Origin of the sequence: Vibrio sp. A11, from assembly GCF_013048705.1 — a bacterium.
Lineage (GTDB): Bacteria > Pseudomonadota > Gammaproteobacteria > Enterobacterales > Vibrionaceae > Vibrio > Vibrio metschnikovii.
Genome location: NZ_VHSI01000001.1, coordinates 357,106 through 374,959, shown reverse-complemented (window position 1 = coordinate 374,959; position 17,854 = coordinate 357,106). Strand labels below are relative to the sequence as shown.

The window sequence follows — 17,854 nt, the reverse complement described above, 5'->3', positions numbered from 1 at the left end:
TTATTTTACTTTAGTTTCTGTCTGAATGTATTGACGGCTTACATCCACCACGGCGATATCGCGAATAAATTCCCGACCTAATAAAATAGGATGGGTCATTTGTGAACGATCAGCGAGGGTAAATTGAGATTTTTGATGAATAGGCCCCAATTTCACCCATAATTCGACCACAGCACGACGCTCTGTTTGCTCGTTGGTCGCTTGACGAATACGAACATAACGGAGAATAGGCGCTTCTATCCAATTGCTATCGTCTTTGACGCTATTATCACCGGTGAGGTGAAAACGTACCCAATTCTTGCCATTGCGTTCAAACTCTTCAACGTCGACGGCATTCAGTGAAGAAGTCGCTGCGCCAGTATCAATTCGAGCATCAAACGATTGTTTAATACTGTCGATGGTCACGCGTTCGATTTCACCTAATACCAGATCCTGACGAGGAATAGTTTGAGTGGCATTCACCGTGGCGAGGGAATCAGCGGATGATGATGGTTCACTGATGATGATTGGTCGGTTGGCGAGGTCTTTTAGCTCGTACATTTCATTCTGTAAGCTAGAGACTTTACCTTCAAGGCTATCGATATAATCCATCTGATTGCTGATATGGAGTTCTAAATTAACGATTTTATTAGCAATGTTTGACTCGGATTGGTGAAGTGCGGCCAGCGTAGCCTGATGATATTCATCCCCCTTTAATAGTGTGCAGCCTGAGAGTAGGCTCAGTGCAACGATGGGAGCTATTCGCTTAAACATTGGCAACCTTATTGTTATGTGATGGTTTCATTCATTATACCCTCGATGACTTAAAGGACGATCGGTGACTTTAAGTCATCGATCAGCGCCCGAGGGCGCTAATCTCATCCGTTAGGGTAGACGTATCCGTAGCCTGACGAGTTAAGGCTGTGTCAATTATGGTTTCTGAGCAATTAAAATTGCTCGACGTGGCGCTGGATAACCTTCCACGGTTTTACTTGGATCGTTATTATCAAGGTAATCGGGGAGCGAATTATGAGTCATCCACTCGGTACTGCGTTGCTCATCTTGTGAGGTAATGTTCTCATCGACAATCCGTACATCCACAAATCCGACTTTTTCTAGCCAGCCTTTTAATGCCAGCGCTGATGGGAAAAAGTACACATTTCGCATCTGGGCATAGCGGTCAAAAGGCACAAGAACCGCATTTTCATCCCCTTCAATCACCAGAGTCTCTAAGACCAATTCACCCCCACTAACCAGTTGATTTTTTAATTGGATGAGGTGATCTAATGGTGAGCGACGATGATACAATACTCCCATACTAAATACAGTATCAAATGCTTGTAATTCAGGGAGTTGTTCAATACCAAGCGGGACTAAATGGATACGTTGATCGTTATCCATCAATTTTCGAACGGCTTCAAATTGGATTAAAAACAGTTCAGATGGATCGATACCCATCACCTGATACGCTCCTTCGCCGAGCATACGCCACATATGGTAACCATTACCACAGCCGACATCCAATATTGAACGCCCCTGAAGGGGTGAAATGTGAGGTAGAAGACGATCCCATTTCCAGTCGCTGCGCCACTCGGTATCGATATGAATGCCATGCAGTTGATAAGGACCTTTGCGCCATGGATGGAGCGTTTTTAATAGACTGGTTAGTTTTTTTTGCTCACCTTCAGGCAAGGGGTGTGTATTGCTCACCGACACCGACTCTTTTAAGTCAATATGATCAGGGCTGGCATCCGAGATTTTTTTTAAGGCGCGTAGCCAGCGTTCCATATCCCCATGAGGTTTCGCCTGCCATTCAGCAAGCTGCTTAGGTAACACTTCTAACCAAGGCTGTAAGCGGGTGTCTTGCGCAATGCGCTGATAAAGTGGACCAAAATTAAACATAATCGTCTATTCCTAACTAGTACAAACCCACGATGGTAGAGAACCCATATCTACCTTGCAGGAAAAAAGTGTGGTTATTATTTGAGGTAATCATGCCAAGTCAGCACACGATGAGATTATTTGATGGCGAACATCGACCCAAAATTAAAGCATTGGAACCACATTTCGTAGCTCGAAAAGCCTAAGGCTTTGAAGCGTGCTTTGTGGGCTTCTATTGAGTCTGGGCGCATCACATTTTCAATTGCACTGCGCTTTTGGCTAATCTCTAATTCGCTGTAGCCATTAGCACGTTTAAAGTCATGATGTAAATCGATCAGCAGCTCGTGAGCCGTTTGATTAGGGAAAATAAACTTTTCAGAAATAATCAATATTCCGCCACTACGTAATCCAGCATAAATATTTTCCAGTAGGCGATAACGATCGTCAGGGGACAAAAATTGCAGTGTGAAGTTAAGCACCACCACAGAGGCATTTTCGATCTGAATATCACGAATGTCCGCTTCGATAATCTCGACTGGCGTATCAGAACGGTAAGCATTCACGTGCAATTTACACCGTTCTACCATCGCCGATGAGTTATCGACGCCGATAATTTTGCACCCTTCTTGTTGGATATGACGACGCATGGATAAAGTGGCAGCGCCTAATGAACAGCCAAGATCATACAAATTAGAGTGTGGCTTAGCAAAACGTTCGGCGAGCATGCCAATCGCGGAAATAATATTACTGTAGCCCGGAACGGAACGCTGAATCATATCGGGGAACACTTCAACCACTCGCTCATCGAAGGTAAAATCACCGATTTTATCGATAGGAGCGGAGAATATGGTGTCTTTGTTGGCCATGAGTAACCCTTATACACACTTGATTTTACCTGTCCTTTTATCATCACGACGCGAATAGAAATGAGCGCTCGCTAACATCGAGGAATAAAAGGACGGGTTAGATAAAAAAGTGCCGTATTTTATGAAAAATTTACTGGTCTGTCATTATATACCCAGAGCTAGTGACAAAACATCGTCAAAATATCGACATTTGTTGACTGTTTTGGGCCGGAAATGGAGCTAAATCGGGTAACCTTGTTTGTTTGGCGATTTCATCGGCAATAAGCGCAAGTTGGACGCTGGTTTGTAATTGCCGATACAAATCAACCGCGAGTTCTGGGGCATAAAAGTTATCCGGCGTATGAATCATCAGATAGGGTTGTTTTCCGGCGGCGATCCATTGGGGTAACTTTTGTAGCCAAGGCTTAAAAAAAGCATCATTCGCGGTTAAATCAGGATGGCCGATAAAGCGAATCATGGGGTTATCGGCAGTGGCTAATGCGTGGACGGGCACTTTCGGCTTTTTCTTTTGTGCATCAATAATGGTTTCGTTGCTTGGCTCGGCGGCAAAAACAGGGCGGCTATCCATGATAATTCGATTGATCCCCTCTTCAATCAGCCATTGGTTAAAACGGCGCTCTTCTTCACCTTTAGCAAAATAGTCACGATGGCGCACTTCTACCGCTAATGGGAAATCTTTGGGGAAATAGCGGCAAAATTTTTGTAAATGACTCAACTGAGCGGTACTAAACGAAGCCGGCAGTTGTATGGTCCATAAACCAATTCGTTGATGCAGTGGAGCCATTAATTGTAAAAACTGTTTGAGTTCACCTTGGCATCCAACCAACTGATGTTGGTGGGTAATACTTTTCGGTAGCTTAAATGTGAAACGGAAATGGTCATGGGTTGCGGCTCGCCAATTATTCACCGTTTGTGGCGAGGGCGACGCATAAAACGTCGTATTGCCTTCGACGGTGTGAAAAACGGTTGCGTAGTGCGCTAAACGATCGGCCGCTGAACTACCCGAAGGATAAAAGCGCCCTTGCCAGCCGGTATGTGACCATAGGGTCAGTCCTAGACGTAGTGGTAAGTTTGTCATCGTCACGGTTTATTTGCTTCTTACTTCAAGTGGTTTGGTCATTGCTGCGATGATGAGTTTTTTCTTGTTGGTAAGCATGAGTTCTTTGAAGAATACGTTATTTTAACGTTATAATCAGCGCCAATTTTATTACTGTTGATGCTTTGTACATATTTTGCCGAATTATTGTACGGAAAAAGCAGGGCAGAAGAAAACACAGCAAAATTGTATTCTGGAAGGTCGATTTTCAACTTTTTTCAGCGTATAAATGGAATCATGCGCCGTAGCTAACATTATCTGCGGCTAGGAATAAGATGAATTAAATAGAGGTTGGGAATTTCATTATGCGTAGCCATTATTGTGGTCACCTGAACAAGTCCCTTGTTGGACAAACAGTAGAACTTTGCGGTTGGGTTAACCGCCGTCGTGATTTAGGCGGTCTGATTTTTATTGATATGCGAGATCGTGAAGGTATCGTTCAGGTTGTTGTCGACCCCGATATGGTGGATGTGTTTAACATTGCCAACCAAGTGCGTAATGAGTTCTGCATCAAGCTAACGGGTGAAGTCCGCGCTCGTCCAGACAGTCAAATCAATCAAGATATGGCAACGGGCGCAGTAGAAGTACTGGCTCAAGATTTGCAGATCATCAACCGTTCAGAAGCCTTACCTTTAGATTCCAACCAAAAGAACTCGGAAGAGCAGCGCCTAAAATACCGTTATTTAGATTTGCGCCGCCCAGAGATGAGCGATCGGATTAAGCTGCGAGCCAAAGCGTCAAGTTTTGTTCGCCGTTTCCTTGATGGACATGGCTTTTTGGACATTGAGACGCCAGTATTGACCAAAGCAACGCCAGAAGGTGCACGTGATTATCTTGTTCCAAGTCGGGTGCACAAAGGCAGTTTCTATGCTTTACCTCAGTCTCCTCAGTTATTCAAACAGTTACTGATGATGTCTGGCTTTGACCGCTATTATCAAATCGTTAAGTGTTTCCGTGATGAAGACTTACGTGCCGATCGCCAACCAGAATTTACTCAAATCGATATCGAAACCTCATTTATGACGGCGGATCAAGTTCGTACGGTTACTGAGCAAATGATTCGTGAGATGTGGTTGGAGCTATTGGATGTTGATTTGGGTGAGTTCCCCGTCATGCCGTATAGCGAAGCGATTCGTCGTTTTGGTAGTGATAAGCCTGATTTGCGTAACCCAATGGAACTGGTTGATGTAGCGGATTTACTGAAAGACGTCGATTTTAAAGTTTTCTCTGGTCCTGCCAATGATGAAAAAGGTCGTGTTGCTGCGCTTCGCGTCCCTGGTGGTGCAGCGCTATCGCGTAAGCAAATTGACGAATACACCGCGTTTGTCGCTATTTATGGCGCGAAAGGTTTAGCGTGGTTGAAAGTCAATGATCGCGCTGCTGGTTTGGAGGGGATCCAATCGCCAGTCGCTAAATTCCTAAATGCCGAGATTGTGCAAACAATTATTGAGCGTACTCAAGCAGAGAATGGCGACATCATTCTTTTTGGCGCTGATAATGCCAATGTTGTCGCGGAAGCGATGGGTGCTTTACGTCTTAAAGTAGGCAAAGATTTGGCCATCACCAACGGGGCCACTTGGGCACCATTGTGGGTTGTTGATTTCCCTATGTTTGAAACCGACAGCGAAGGCAATGTTGCGGCAATGCATCACCCATTCACTGCACCATTGAATATGACGGCAGAAGAATTAAAAGCCAGCCCAAGTAATGCGTTGTCTAATGCTTACGATATGGTGTTAAACGGCTATGAAGTCGGTGGTGGCTCTGTTCGTATTCATGATGCGACCATGCAATCAGCGGTATTTGATTTGCTGGGTATTGATGAGCATGAGCAACGTTTGAAGTTTGGCTTCTTGTTGGATGCACTAAAATACGGCACACCACCACACGCTGGCCTTGCGTTTGGTTTAGACCGTTTAGTGATGCTGTTGTGTGGAACGGAAAACATCCGCGATGTGATTGCTTTCCCGAAAACGACCGCAGCGGCTTGTTTATTGACGGATGCTCCAAGTGTCGCTAACCCAGCCGCTCTTGAAGAATTAGCGATTGCCGTGACGGCAGCTAAAGAAAAAGCACAGTAAACGATGGTTGTTTGATGATAAGAAGAGGGTGGCTTTGAGCCGCCCTTTTTTATCGTAGAAATGATCCGTTAAGCTCACGAACAAGCCTTATCGTCGCTAATAAGCATCCACATTTGATGATGGTTTGCTACAATGGCGCGCTTTTTAGTTTTAATAGGAAACCTCCCCGTTGGCTCAGATGTATTTTTATTACTCCGCAATGAACGCGGGTAAATCAACCACCTTGCTGCAATCGTCGTTTAACTACCAAGAGCGGGGCATGACTCCGGTGATTTTTACTGCCGCGATTGATAACCGCTTTGGTGTTGGTAAGGTCAGCTCGCGTATTGGCCTTGAAGCGGATGCTCATCTGTTTGATGACACCACCGATTTATTGCACGCGATCACTCAATTAAATACCGAACAGAAACGCCATTGTGTACTGGTTGATGAATGCCAGTTTTTAACTCGCGAGCAAGTGTATCAGTTAACGGAAGTGGTCGATAAGTTAGATATTCCGGTACTTTGCTATGGTTTGCGTACCGACTTTTTGGGTGAGCTGTTTGAGGGAAGTAAATATCTGTTATCGTGGGCGGATAAATTGATTGAACTGAAAACCATTTGTCATTGTGGTCGCAAGGCGAATATGGTGATCCGTACCGATGAGCACGGTCAGGCGATCAGTGAAGGTGACCAAGTGGATATTGGTGGTAATGACCGCTATGTCTCGGTATGCCGACAGCACTATAAACAAGCGCTTGGGCGTTGAGTTCTGTTCGCGATATTCCTTGCCGTCAATCATCTCAGTAGACAAGGGGCAAGCCTTCATTTGCCCCTAATATACCCTTCCTACTTGAAGCTGCAGCGGTGTTGGCTACGTTCGTTCACCCCAATCACATAGTTTGCCTATGCTCATGGGGATTTACTCACTTGCCGCCTACCTGCAACTTCAACTTGTTTGGGTATAATGAATGTTTAAAACAACCGCTTAAGGGCTTGATAAGCTTGCTGTACTTCATCTGGGATCGATTGGGGAACCTGAAAACCCTGCGCAGGGTAATCCAACAAACGTTGAAAATCGTCCAGTAAGGCGTGGAGTACTACATCGAGCGTCAGGGATTCGGTCAAGTAATCAAAAAAATCTCCGCCAGAAGAGGTCACTTGCAAAGACGTCAACGTTGCTGGCCACTGTTTAGTAAAGGTCGCGAAAGCGCGTCGCTCCATATATGGTTTATGCACAATCAGTAAACGTTGAGCCTGAATACCTTTCTCACTAAGCAATTGATGACTCAAACACACATTCTCACCACTATGGGTGGCTCGGGTTTCTAATAAGATCGCAGAACTGGGTAAGCCGCACTCTTTAGCGACCATCGCGAATGTTTCAGCTTCACTGTACTCAAATAAATCTTCCGTAAAGCGCCCTTTATCCCCAGAAAAAAGCACCCACGGTGCTAGTCCTCTTTGGTATAAATCCGCGGCCACTTCGGCAACACGTATATCATTACTACCAGGGACAACGATCACATCAGCAGGTTTTAACTCGTGCCCCATTTGCATAAACTGCCAGAGAGTTTCTAAATGTTGATAAAGACGTTTACTCATAACCGTGCAGCGCCTCTAATGTATTAGCGTAGTGAAAATGAAATCCCATCGTGATCAGCTTATCACTGACAATTCGTTTATCGGGTAAATGAACAATCGGTGGTAACGGATGAGGTGATTGAACCGCAGACAAAGCCGCTCGGTAAAACTCGGCTTTACTGACCGTTGTCGGCGTAGTGACATTGATAATGTGGTTGTTAATCTCACTCAGCGAAAAAGTAATCGCTTGTAAAACATCATATTGATGGACCATATTGGCGGGCGCTTGATCGCTGACTTGAGAAAGACGAAGCGCAAAGCGAGCAGGGTGGCGATTGGGACCGATTAACCCACTGCAACGCAAAATAGCATACTCGATACCGCTATCGATAACGGCTTGTTCGGCGCAGAGCATGATTTTGGCTTTCTCTGAAAACATAGAGTTTTGTTCACACTGAACCAAAGATGCATCTTCTTCACGCATCGTTTTTGCTTGGTCAGGATAAACACTGGTTGAGCTGATCATGATAATTTTGCGGATGCCCGCTTGTTGTGCTGCGTTAACTAACGTTTGCCAGCTTGCTTGGTAGTCGGTGCCGTGGCCTTTGCGAAAACCGGGAGGAAAACAGCCAATCAACGCATCGCAGCGAAAGTTTAAGAGCGCTTCGACAAGCTGGGGGGCATCTGGTAACTGACAAACAAACCCATCCACACCTTGTGCGTGCAATTGCTCAACGCCTGATAGGCTGGTGCGGCTGGCACAAACGTAATAATTTTGTTGTTTGAGATGTTGAATCAGTGGTTGGCCTAGCCAACCTGCACCGATAATGGCGATACGTTGCATACAATTACCTGTTGGATAGTGGTTGTTAGGAGCTTGTCACTGAGAGAGCAATAACGTTAACTCCAAAACCACCGTGAATGATGAGCCGAAAGTTAACGTTATTATCGCATGGTTTGATGGAAGAAGATTAAGCGTGAGTTAACACGTGCAAAAGACGTTGGGTAAGTTCGGCCATTTCAATCCCTTCGTGAGTCAAATAACCACCATCGGGTAAGCTGCATAAGCCTTTTTCATGAAGTCGCTGTGCAGCAGCTTGGAGTGCTTCTGGAGCATCGCTGTGTACTTTTATACCCGTTGCTGCGCTGCTGACATCAAATTGAATAAGCAGGTTTAATTCATCAAGGTGCTGTGGAGAAAATTTCATCGTAAACCCTTACTATGGTTGATTTAAATTCACCTTAATCGTCGAAAGAAAAAGACGCAATCATAAACATAGAGAACTGTTATCTTAATCCATTATGGGCTTTTTTTATGCAGTTAAAGGAAGGAGAAATAAGCTGCGTGAGGTAGGCTTTAAAACATTTTTGGTAAACATCAATAATACCCCCTTGAACAAAAAAGGAAATGGAGCGATTATCCGCCACTCTTTTACCTGTATCAAAATGTAACATTAATTATGGATCTGAACCAGTTCGACTCTCTGCTTCCTCCACAAATGGCGGAACGTGCTGCCGTCACCGGAGAAAGCAAAGCCACTAAACCTATGTATAAATCGTTTTTACTGGCGATTTCTGCAGGCATTCATATTGGTATCGCTTTTGTGTTTTACACCGTGGTTACCACGGGCGCACAAGATATTCCCTACGGTATTGCTAAGCTGATTGGCGGGATAGCCTTTAGTCTTGGATTGATTTTGGTGGTGATTACGGGGGGAGAGCTCTTTACCAGCTCTGTATTGACCTTGGTCGCCAAAGCGAGTGGGAAAATTTCTTGGCCACAGTTAGTCAAAAACTGGATCGTGGTCTATTTTGGTAACTTATGTGGTTCTGTTTTATTGGTTGGGATCATGTTATCAACCAAGCAGTTTATGGATGATGGCGGACAACTCGGTTTAAATGCAATGGCGATTGCCGAGCATAAGCTGCATCATAGTTTTCTGCAGGCTTTTTCTCTTGGTTTGATGTGCAATATTTTGGTCTGTTTAGCCGTATGGATGACTTTCAGTGCTCGCTCTTTAACAGACAAAGTCATGGTACTCATTTTACCCGTAGCGATGTTTGTTTCTTCTGGGTTTGAACACTGTATTGCTAACATGTATCAAGTTCCGTTAGCCATTGGCATCAAATACGTGGCCCCTGAAGCTTTTTGGCAGATGACTGGGGCGAATATCGCCCAGTATGCCGACTTAACCATGATGAACTTTATTGTCGATAACTTAATTCCTGTTACCTTGGGCAATATTGTCGGTGGTGGTGTGTTTGTGGGGATTTGGTATTGGCTAATTTATCTCAAAGAGTAGGTTTTTATCGTTGGGCTGGTTATCCACATTTTCTGTGGATAAGTGCTTTCAAACTCAGTGCGTAACATTAACTGAATGATTTTTCGTATAAATGATGCACGACATTCGTGCAGTGATAGCACGGCTAAGGTGCAGCGGCAGCGATGAGTATGAATGTGATGTTGTCGTGGCGGCGCAAACGGAGCTGGCGTAATGATTAAATTACGGTATGATCTTGGGCTTAAAAAAAGCGGAGAATATTATGTCTAATTCACTTAGCGCGGAGCAAATCGCGGCCGTCAATCAGTATGATTCTGAACAGCGTTTAACGTATTGCATTAAGCACATTGTTGCTAATCAGCAAGTCTGGATTTTAAAAGACCAAGATGGCTGTGTGATGCTCAATACTGAAGACGAAGAGTGTGTGCCCGTTTGGCCGCATCGTGAGCTAGCCGAGGCATGGGCTACTGGCGAGTGGGCAGAGTGTGAAGCTCAGTCTATTCCTCTTAATCAATGGCGCAGTCGCTGGACTCCTGGATTGGCAGATGATGATCTTTCGGTTGTAGTTTGTCCGAATGAGAATGAAGAAGGGGTGGTCTTATTTCCCGATGAATTTGATAGGGAATTGAATAAGCAAAAGTCCGCCCAATAAAGTGAGTTAGAGAACAAAGGCCCAATGATTTGGGCCTTTTGCTTATTCGAGTAGGCATTCAATCGTTGATCTTAACCGCTCAATGATGCTTTATGTTACTGGCTAAGCTGTTACTTAAAGTTTGGTGCTTTTTGAAAATGGCTTTCAATCATCCGTTGAGTGATGGGGTGCTGGGGATCAGCTAAGACTTGTAAAGTGTTACCTGACTCAACAACTTCACCTTCATGCATGACCATGATTTTATCCGTGATATGTTTAACAATGCCAATATGTTGCGAAACATAAATAAAAGACACGCCCATTTCTTCTTGTAACTCTAAGAAAAGGTTGATGATTTGTGATCGCATGGCCATGTCTAAACCGTTTAATGCTTCATCGGCAATGATCACCGAAGGTTGCAAAATCAGCGCCCGAGCCAAGCAAACCCGCTGTTTTTGCCCAGTGGCTAACATTTGTGGATAAAAGTAAGCATGTTCTGGAAGCAGTCCTACGCGCAGTAAGGTGTCTCTTACGCGATTCATCCGTGCTTCTGGTGTCATGCTGGTATTACGTTTCAGCGGGCCTTCTAAAATTCTACCTATTTGTAGGCGCGGATTGAGCGAGGTATTTGGATCTTGAAAAATCATCCGAATTAATTTGCAACGTGTACTGTAATCTTGATGTGCCAGACGCTCACCATTGACCAAAATGTCGCCGCCGGATGGCTCGACTACGCCTGCTAACATACGTGCAAGAGTCGATTTACCTGAGCCATTTTGACCGATAAAACCAATAGTCTGTCCAGCCTCTAAGCTAAAACTCACTGGCTTGACCGCATGGTGAATGGTTTTACGAAACAGACCAGAGCGATTCACAAAATCTTTGGACAACTGATGAACTTCTAGCAGTGAAGCACTCATGATTATGGCTCCATATTCAGTGGAAAATGACAAGCAAACTTATGGCTTTTAATGAATCGAGTGGCAGGCACTTCGACACATTGACGCTGAGCATAAGGACAACGAGGTCCTAAGCGACAGCCGATCGGGAGATGTTGCAATGGGGGAATGGAGCCTGGCAATGATTGCAGCTTCTGTTTGTGAGGTATCCAATCACTGAAATCGGGCATCGCTTTGAGAAGCGCAACGGTATAAGGGTGCTTAGGCTCAGTCATGATCTTAGGTGTATCAGCGGATTCCACGGATTGACCACAATACATAACAGTGATGCGTGTTGCCCATTGGGTAATGGTGGTTAAGTCATGGCCGACTAACAAAATAGAGGTATTATTGACTTGGTTCATCCGACTGAGTAAACGTAAAATTTGTGATTGAGTAATGGGGTCCAAGTCATTTGTTGGTTCATCGGCAATCAACAATTTCGGTTTTGCTGCAATCGCCATGGCGATCATCACTTTTTGGCATTCACCATCGGTTAGCTCATAAGGGTAGCTTGCCATGATTTTACGATGGTCTTTAATACCGACTTTATGCAGTAAAGCAATGGCTTGTTTTTTCCGCCAAGTAAAACGCTCCCACCAACGCCCTTCAAAGGTACGCGAGGGGATCGATTCAATCAACTGTTCCCCGACTTTATCAGAGGGGTCAAGGCAGGTTGAGGGTTCTTGAAAAATCATGGCAATATCACGAGCAATGACTCGTCTGCGTTCACGGGGGGTCAGTTGGAGCAGATCAATATTGCCAAGACGCATCCTATCGGCAGTAATTCGCCAGTTATCTTTGCTCACCCCCACAATGGCTTTAGCGACTAAGCTTTTACCTGATCCAGACTCGCCAACTAAACCTCGAATCTCGCCTTCATTCATGGTTAAGCTCATACGGTCGACCGCTTTAACTAACCCTTGCGGCGTATCAATTTCAATCGTGAGATGGCGAATATCTAACAGCGGCATTATTCCACTCCTGCATTTAAGGCTTGACGGACGCCTTCACCGACTAAGTTAATCATCACCACAGTAAACATAATCGCGATGCCGGGTAGCGTCACCGTCCAAGGTGCTAAGTAAATCAGCTCCACAGAATCACCGAGCATGGCTCCCCATTCGGTACTGGGTGATTGAGCGCCTAAACCTAAAAAACCGAGGGCTGAAATATCTAAAATCGCCACCGACAGCCCTAGTGTGATCTCGGCGGCAATGACCGGTAGTACGTTAGGTAATATGGAATACCACAAGAGATAAATATCACTCGCTCCATCAAGGCGAGCGGCCAAAATATAATCTTTCTCTACCTCGTTATGTACTGCGATATAGACTGAGCGAACAAAACGCGGGATCAGGGCTAAGCCGATAGCCAATAAGACATTAAATTCGCCAGGCCCTAAGAAAGCGACGAAGATTATCGCCAGTAGCAAGGAAGGGATGGACATGACCGTATCTAATAAATGATTGAGGGTGCTTGAGAGCAGTCCTTTGGTCATGCCCGCTAAAATACCAATTAAACATCCGATGAGCGCTGCGATAAAGGTGATCAATAATGCAGAACCCAAGGTTGAGCGAGATCCATCAATCAGACGAGATAAAATATCACGCCCAAAGTCATCAGTGCCTAAAAAGAATTTGACGGTTCCGCTAGGATCCCAAGATGGCGGCATTAATAACTCTCCTGACTGACTATGAGGATCGTGAGGTGTTATCCAATAAGAAGTCAGCGTGAGAAAAAGAACGATTAATAAACACCATAACCCAAACATAGCGAGATTATTGGCTTTAAAACTCCGCCAAAAACGCTCAAATTGGGTCGGGATGTGCTCTTCTTGGTAAATACTATTTGTTAGCATACCACTCTTTCCTTATCAGAGGGTTGACGAGAGTTCCGACGAGGTCTGATAAAATATTGGCGGTTAATACCAATACACCAATCACAATTACCCCGGCTTGCATAGACACGTAATCCTTGTTGGAGAGCGCTTCCAGCAGCCAGCGGCCGATGCCAGGCCAGTTAAAAATCGATTCGGTAATGATCGCCAGCGTCAGCATACTGGAGAGTTCAAAACCAAATTTAGGGATAATTGGTGGAATCGCGTTAGGCAGAACATGTTGGGTAATGATCCGATAATACGATAGCCCCTTAATACGAGCGGCACGAATATAGTTCTGAGCCATCACATCAGAGACAGATGCACGCATTAATCCGATCACTTGAGTGGTTGGCGCTAGAGCCAGCACTAAGCAAGGTAAAATCATATGCTCAATCACACTTTGTAGTGCATAGTGGCGATCCGGCCCTTGCGCAAGAAAGGCATCTATTAATGCAAAGCCAGTTATGGGTTGGATTTGATAAAGTAAATCATAACGTCCGGCAACAGGCAGTGCTTCATAATTGAGTGAGAATAACATGATCATCATCAGCGCGACCCAAAAAATCGGAGCCGAATAACCAGAGATTGAGGTAAAAGAAATTGCCGTATCCACCCATTTTCCTTGCTTCATACCAGCAATGGTGCCGACAGGAATTCCAATCACAAGCGCTAGGGTAAAGGCAATTAAACACAGTTCCAAGGTGGCTGGAAATACGAGCAATAGTTCGTCTATGATCGGCGTGCCATTTTTATTGACGCCAAAATTTAAACGAGCCAGTTCTTGCACATAAGACCACCAACCTAGCCAGTAATTATCTTGTATCGCATGAGAGCTCGGATCTAATCTGAGTAAGCTATAACCGACTAAGGTTAAAATAAATAAAGTCACCACAAAGAGGTTAAAGCGACGAAACGTATAGTTAAACATTATTCACTTATCCTCTCGATGGTATTGAAAGGTTGCACATTAAATGGACTCAGTTGAAAACCCGATAGTGATGTCGTGTACGCTTTAAATTGTTTGCCATGCGCTAAAGGAATAATTGGAAACTCTTGATTCAGTATATTTTGCGCTTGGGTGTAGAGGTTAAGCCTATAGCGTGGTCGCTCGACTTCTCTTGCTAGATCAAGTAGGAAATCAAAGTCATCATTGCACCACATGGCGACATTAAGACCTGCCCGATTCGCACTACAAGAAAGTAAAGGACGTAAGAAATTGTCCGGATCGCTTGTGTGTCCAATCCAACCTGTCAGCAGTAAATCGACTTCTGTACGTTGTGGCAGTTCACCTCGTTGTAGGCGATCTTCAGCCACCAAGTGCAGTGTAATACCAACCTCGGCCAACTGAGTCTGGATTAATTCTGCGGTTTTTCTTGGACTAGGATTATAAGCCCGAGGTTCATTTGGAACCGACATGGTGAGCTCTAATCCTGAGGTAACGCCAGCTTCACGTAATAGAGCGAGCGCATAGTTACGATCATAGCGAATTTGTACCGTATCTTTTTGATAAGCCCATGAGCTTGGCGGTAGTAGGTTATAGGCGATGCTGCCGGTACCGTAGTACACCGAATCTAAGATATTTTGTCGATTGATCGCAAAATTAAGCGCTTTACGTACCCGAACATCATTCAGCGCTGGATGTGAGGTATTCACTGCAATAAAAGCAATATTCATCGCCGGCTTAGATTTGAGAGTGAGGTGTGGCTGATTTTCGATGATTGGCAGTTGACTGGCGATCGGTGACGTTAACACATCACACTCGTGACGCAGTAACTTAGCCAGCGTTCCGGTACCGCGTTGGGAAATATCAAACACCACTTGCTGCATTTTCGCCGGTCCATTCCAATAGTGTGGATGGCGACGTAAACGAATCAGATCAAGAGGTTGATACTCATCCAAATAGAACGGCCCAGTACCGACGGGATGGGTATCAATATTCGCTAATTGATTACTGGCTTGCAGTTGTTGTGCATATTCCGCCGAGAGGATGACCGCGTGCGCTGTAGAGATATTGGCTAAAAAGGTATTATCTGGTCGAGTCAGAGTAAACTTTACCGTATTAGCATCTAACGCCTCGACCTCTTTGAGAGTATTCGTGATGTTTAAGCTCGTAAACCAAGGATAACTTGCATTATTGATGCTATGAAATGGATGCGTAGGATCGATGATACGTTTGAAACTAAAGACCACGTCTTCTGCATTCAGTGCGCGGGTTGGAGTAAACCAGCGCGTGGTTTGAAACTCAACGCCGGAACGCAGGGTAAAAATATACTCGGTGCCTTGATTAGTCGCATACCACTCACTGGCTAAGCTAGGTTGAATAAAATGAGAATCAGGATCGATGGTGAGCAAGCTATTATACAATTGTGGACTTAAAGCTTCGGAAGTGATGCCACTATCAACCAACTGAGGGTTAAATGTACTAGGGCTACCTTGTCCACAATAGACAAATCCAGATTGGCGGATTTGATGATGTTCGATACTTTCACCACATCCAATTAGCAACATTAGGCCAGATAAGCCTATGGTGTATCGTAATAAACTATTCATAATAGAAGTGCGCATGTGAGCAACGAGGCTAAGCAATATCCCTTTATTCTACTTGAAGTTGTCGTACTATCATACCCAAGTAAAGCGAAGAGCCTCTTTTCTGTGAAAATTGCTGGGTTAGCGAAGAACGCTATAGTATTCGATATTAATCTTGAGCAATCGACATCGATGTTAAGCGCTAATAACATCATCGTGAAGGTTCATCACTCCTCTAGATTTGATTGCTTTTCGGTATCGGTCATCACAGTATAGCGGAATAATTTTATCCTTGAGCTAAACCAAACATCCAACGAGTAGGTAACAATGACGAGTAATTTAACCTGTCCATGGGCACTAAAGCATCCTCTTGAGCGTGAATATCACGATACGGAATGGGGCAGGCCAGCCTATCTGGATCGGGTTTTGTTTGAATTTATCACTTTAGAAGGCGCTCAGGCTGGGCTTAGTTGGTTAACGGTATTAAAAAAACGTCAGGCTTATCGACAAGCGTTTGCCAATTACGACTTGAGCGTGTTAGCTCAATACGATGATGCTGATGTTGAAGCGATCATGAGCCAGTTTGATGTGATTAAACATCGTGGAAAAATAGCGTCGGTGTTTACTAATGCTCGTGCTGCGATAGCGATACAGAAAGAATGTGGGTCATTGAGCGATAAATTATGGTCTTTTGTTGGCGGAGAGCCGAAGATCAACCACTGGCAAAGCGCAGATCAAGTTCCGGCTTACAGTGATGAGTCGAGTGCAATGAGCCACTATTTAAAGCAACACGGGTTTAAATTTGTCGGACCGACGACGTGCTATGCTTTTATGCAAGCGGTAGGTATGGTTAATGATCACCTTTTGAATTGCCCATGCCGATAACTAAAATGTTCAGTTATCGGCAAAACAAGCGTTCAGCAACGAGAGTCCAATACGGTTTGATAGCGTGCAAACCCTTGTTCAAGATCAGCAATTAAATCTTCTACCGCTTCTAAGCCAATATGTAAACGAATTAAAGTCCCGTCAAAATTGGGTCGAGAGACACTTCGTAACTGGGTAAAGCTTTTCGGTTCATTCGCTAAAATTAAGCTTTCAAAGCCACCCCAAGAATAACCCATACTAAAATGTTGCATGCCATCGAGCAGAGCGGTGGTTGCACGAGGATAGCTGGTTTTAAGAACAAACGAGAAAAGTCCGTTGCCACCAGTGAAATCACGTTGGAAAAATTCGTGTCCTGGACAACTGGCGAATGCCGGATGACGAACCTCATCCACTAAAGGATGAGTGGCTAACCAATTGGCCACCGCAAGGGCATTTTGTTGATGTTGCTGTAAACGGACCGCTAAGGTTCTTAATCCACGAAGACCTAAATAAGCATCATCAGGTGAAATGCATTGGCCCATTAAATAGCTATTTTCACGTAATTGGTCCCAATATTCCGCTTTAGCAACGGCAGTACCAAGCATCACATCGGAGTGGCCTACAATGTATTTGGTCGCCGCTTGAATCGATATGTCAACACCATGTTGTAACGCCGCAAACTGAATACCCGCAGCCCACGTGTTGTCCATCATCACAATGATATTTTGTTGATGAGCAATGCGAGCCAAGGTGGGAATATCTTGAACTTCCATGGTGATAGAGCCCGGTGACTCGGTAAATAAAATCTTGGTATTAGGCTGGATAAGAGCGCTGATCCCTTCACCAATCATCGGGTCATAATACGTCGTTTCAACCCCAAATTTTTTGAGTATGGTGTTACAAAAATCACGCGTTGGTTCATAACAGGTATCGACCATTAATAAGTGATCGCCGGATTGAACAAAGGCCAGAATTGCGTTACTGATCGCCGCAGCACCGCAAGGGTAGAGGGCGCAACCTGCACCGTCTTCTAATTCACTCATCGCTTCTTGAAAGGCGAAATGAGTGGTGGTTCCTCGGCGACCATAAAAAAGAGTCTTATTGGCTCGATTCACCGTCGCGTGATGCTTATCGGCAACCGTATCAAAAACAATGGTTGATGCGCGTTGAACCGGAGGGTTGACACTACCTTGTGTCCATTTTTTATCTCGACCAGCAGTGATCAATTGAGTCTTTTTATTGTGTGACATGTCAGAGTCCTTGTC

At 44.7% G+C, this 17,854-nt stretch carries 18 protein-coding genes; 5 read left to right on the top strand and 13 right to left on the bottom strand.

The features are described 5' to 3' along the window. From FKQ60_RS01645 to FKQ60_RS01630, 4 genes are all read right to left on the bottom strand, one after another. Positions 1-753, bottom strand: a complete 753-nt coding sequence (locus FKQ60_RS01645) for an ATP-dependent zinc protease (protein WP_170905907.1) — start codon at positions 751-753, stop codon at positions 1-3. 156 nt (positions 754-909) lie between these two features. Beyond that, positions 910-1,881 carry a tRNA 5-methoxyuridine(34)/uridine 5-oxyacetic acid(34) synthase CmoB gene (gene cmoB / locus FKQ60_RS01640; protein WP_004395101.1) on the bottom strand — a complete coding sequence of 324 codons (972 nt, stop codon included), beginning with the start codon at positions 1,879-1,881 and terminating at the stop codon, positions 910-912. A 116-nt stretch (positions 1,882-1,997) separates the two neighbouring features. Then, positions 1,998-2,726, bottom strand: a complete 729-nt coding sequence (cmoA, locus tag FKQ60_RS01635) for a carboxy-S-adenosyl-L-methionine synthase CmoA (RefSeq protein ID WP_004395102.1) — start codon at positions 2,724-2,726, stop codon at positions 1,998-2,000. Between the two features lie 175 nt (positions 2,727-2,901). Then, a complete protein-coding gene (locus FKQ60_RS01630) occupies positions 2,902-3,804 on the bottom strand; it encodes a DUF72 domain-containing protein (protein ID WP_170905972.1) in 903 nt (300 codons plus the stop codon). A gap of 323 nt (positions 3,805-4,127) precedes the next feature. On the opposite strand from FKQ60_RS01630, the gene aspS reads away from it, so the two are divergent. Next, entirely contained in the window at positions 4,128-5,903 is a 1,776-nt protein-coding gene (gene aspS, locus FKQ60_RS01625; protein WP_170905906.1) for an aspartate--tRNA ligase, read from the top strand. A gap of 169 nt (positions 5,904-6,072) precedes the next feature. Beyond that, entirely contained in the window at positions 6,073-6,651 is a 579-nt protein-coding gene (locus FKQ60_RS01620) for a thymidine kinase (protein WP_040904246.1), read from the top strand. Between the two features lie 206 nt (positions 6,652-6,857). Here FKQ60_RS01620 and FKQ60_RS01615 read toward each other — a convergent pair whose 3' ends face one another. The 3 genes from FKQ60_RS01615 to FKQ60_RS01605 form a co-directional block, all read right to left on the bottom strand. Beyond that, on the bottom strand, positions 6,858-7,487 hold the full coding sequence (locus tag FKQ60_RS01615; protein WP_158143798.1) for a YdcF family protein: 630 nt from the start codon (positions 7,485-7,487) through the stop codon (positions 6,858-6,860). Beyond that, entirely contained in the window at positions 7,480-8,310 is an 831-nt protein-coding gene (locus tag FKQ60_RS01610) for an NAD-dependent epimerase/dehydratase family protein (protein WP_170905905.1), read from the bottom strand. The genes FKQ60_RS01615 and FKQ60_RS01610 overlap by 8 nt, the downstream gene beginning before the upstream one ends. A 127-nt stretch (positions 8,311-8,437) precedes the next feature. Beyond that, complete coding sequence (locus tag FKQ60_RS01605) at positions 8,438-8,674, bottom strand: TIGR02647 family protein (RefSeq protein ID WP_004395108.1); 237 nt, start codon at positions 8,672-8,674, stop codon at positions 8,438-8,440. A gap of 252 nt (positions 8,675-8,926) precedes the next feature. On the opposite strand from FKQ60_RS01605, the gene focA reads away from it, so the two are divergent. Continuing rightward, complete coding sequence (focA, locus tag FKQ60_RS01600) at positions 8,927-9,769, top strand: formate transporter FocA (RefSeq protein WP_170905904.1); 843 nt, start codon at positions 8,927-8,929, stop codon at positions 9,767-9,769. 241 nt (positions 9,770-10,010) lie between these two features. Beyond that, entirely contained in the window at positions 10,011-10,400 is a 390-nt protein-coding gene (locus tag FKQ60_RS01595; RefSeq protein ID WP_040904785.1) for a DUF2750 domain-containing protein, read from the top strand. Between the two features lie 110 nt (positions 10,401-10,510). On the opposite strand, the gene FKQ60_RS01590 is transcribed toward FKQ60_RS01595, so the two are convergent. The 5 genes from FKQ60_RS01590 to sapA are packed head-to-tail and all read right to left on the bottom strand — an operon-like array spanning position 10,511 to position 15,749. Next, positions 10,511-11,299 (bottom strand): ATP-binding cassette domain-containing protein, encoded by a 789-nt coding sequence (locus FKQ60_RS01590; RefSeq protein WP_154167953.1) that lies wholly within the window; start codon positions 11,297-11,299, stop codon positions 10,511-10,513. Between the two features lie 2 nt (positions 11,300-11,301). Further along, positions 11,302-12,291, bottom strand: coding sequence for an oligopeptide/dipeptide ABC transporter ATP-binding protein (locus FKQ60_RS01585; protein ID WP_004395112.1), 990 nt, complete (start codon positions 12,289-12,291; stop codon positions 11,302-11,304). Further along, positions 12,291-13,178, bottom strand: coding sequence for a putrescine export ABC transporter permease SapC (gene sapC / locus FKQ60_RS01580; protein WP_154167955.1), 888 nt, complete (start codon positions 13,176-13,178; stop codon positions 12,291-12,293). Before sapC ends, FKQ60_RS01585 begins: the two co-directional genes overlap by 1 nt. After that, entirely contained in the window at positions 13,165-14,127 is a 963-nt protein-coding gene (locus tag FKQ60_RS01575; RefSeq protein ID WP_154167957.1) for an ABC transporter permease subunit, read from the bottom strand. Before FKQ60_RS01575 ends, sapC begins: the two co-directional genes overlap by 14 nt. Further along, positions 14,127-15,749, bottom strand: coding sequence for an ABC transporter substrate-binding protein SapA (sapA, locus tag FKQ60_RS01570; RefSeq protein ID WP_170904589.1), 1,623 nt, complete (start codon positions 15,747-15,749; stop codon positions 14,127-14,129). Before sapA ends, FKQ60_RS01575 begins: the two co-directional genes overlap by 1 nt. Before the next feature lie 303 nt (positions 15,750-16,052). On the opposite strand from sapA, the gene FKQ60_RS01565 reads away from it, so the two are divergent. Beyond that, a complete protein-coding gene (locus FKQ60_RS01565; RefSeq protein WP_040904250.1) occupies positions 16,053-16,610 on the top strand; it encodes a DNA-3-methyladenine glycosylase I in 558 nt (185 codons plus the stop codon). Positions 16,611-16,642: 32 nt separating this feature from the next. Here FKQ60_RS01565 and FKQ60_RS01560 read toward each other — a convergent pair whose 3' ends face one another. Then, complete coding sequence (locus FKQ60_RS01560; RefSeq protein ID WP_004395116.1) at positions 16,643-17,839, bottom strand: cystathionine beta-lyase; 1,197 nt, start codon at positions 17,837-17,839, stop codon at positions 16,643-16,645. Positions 17,840-17,854 lie beyond the last annotated feature (15 nt).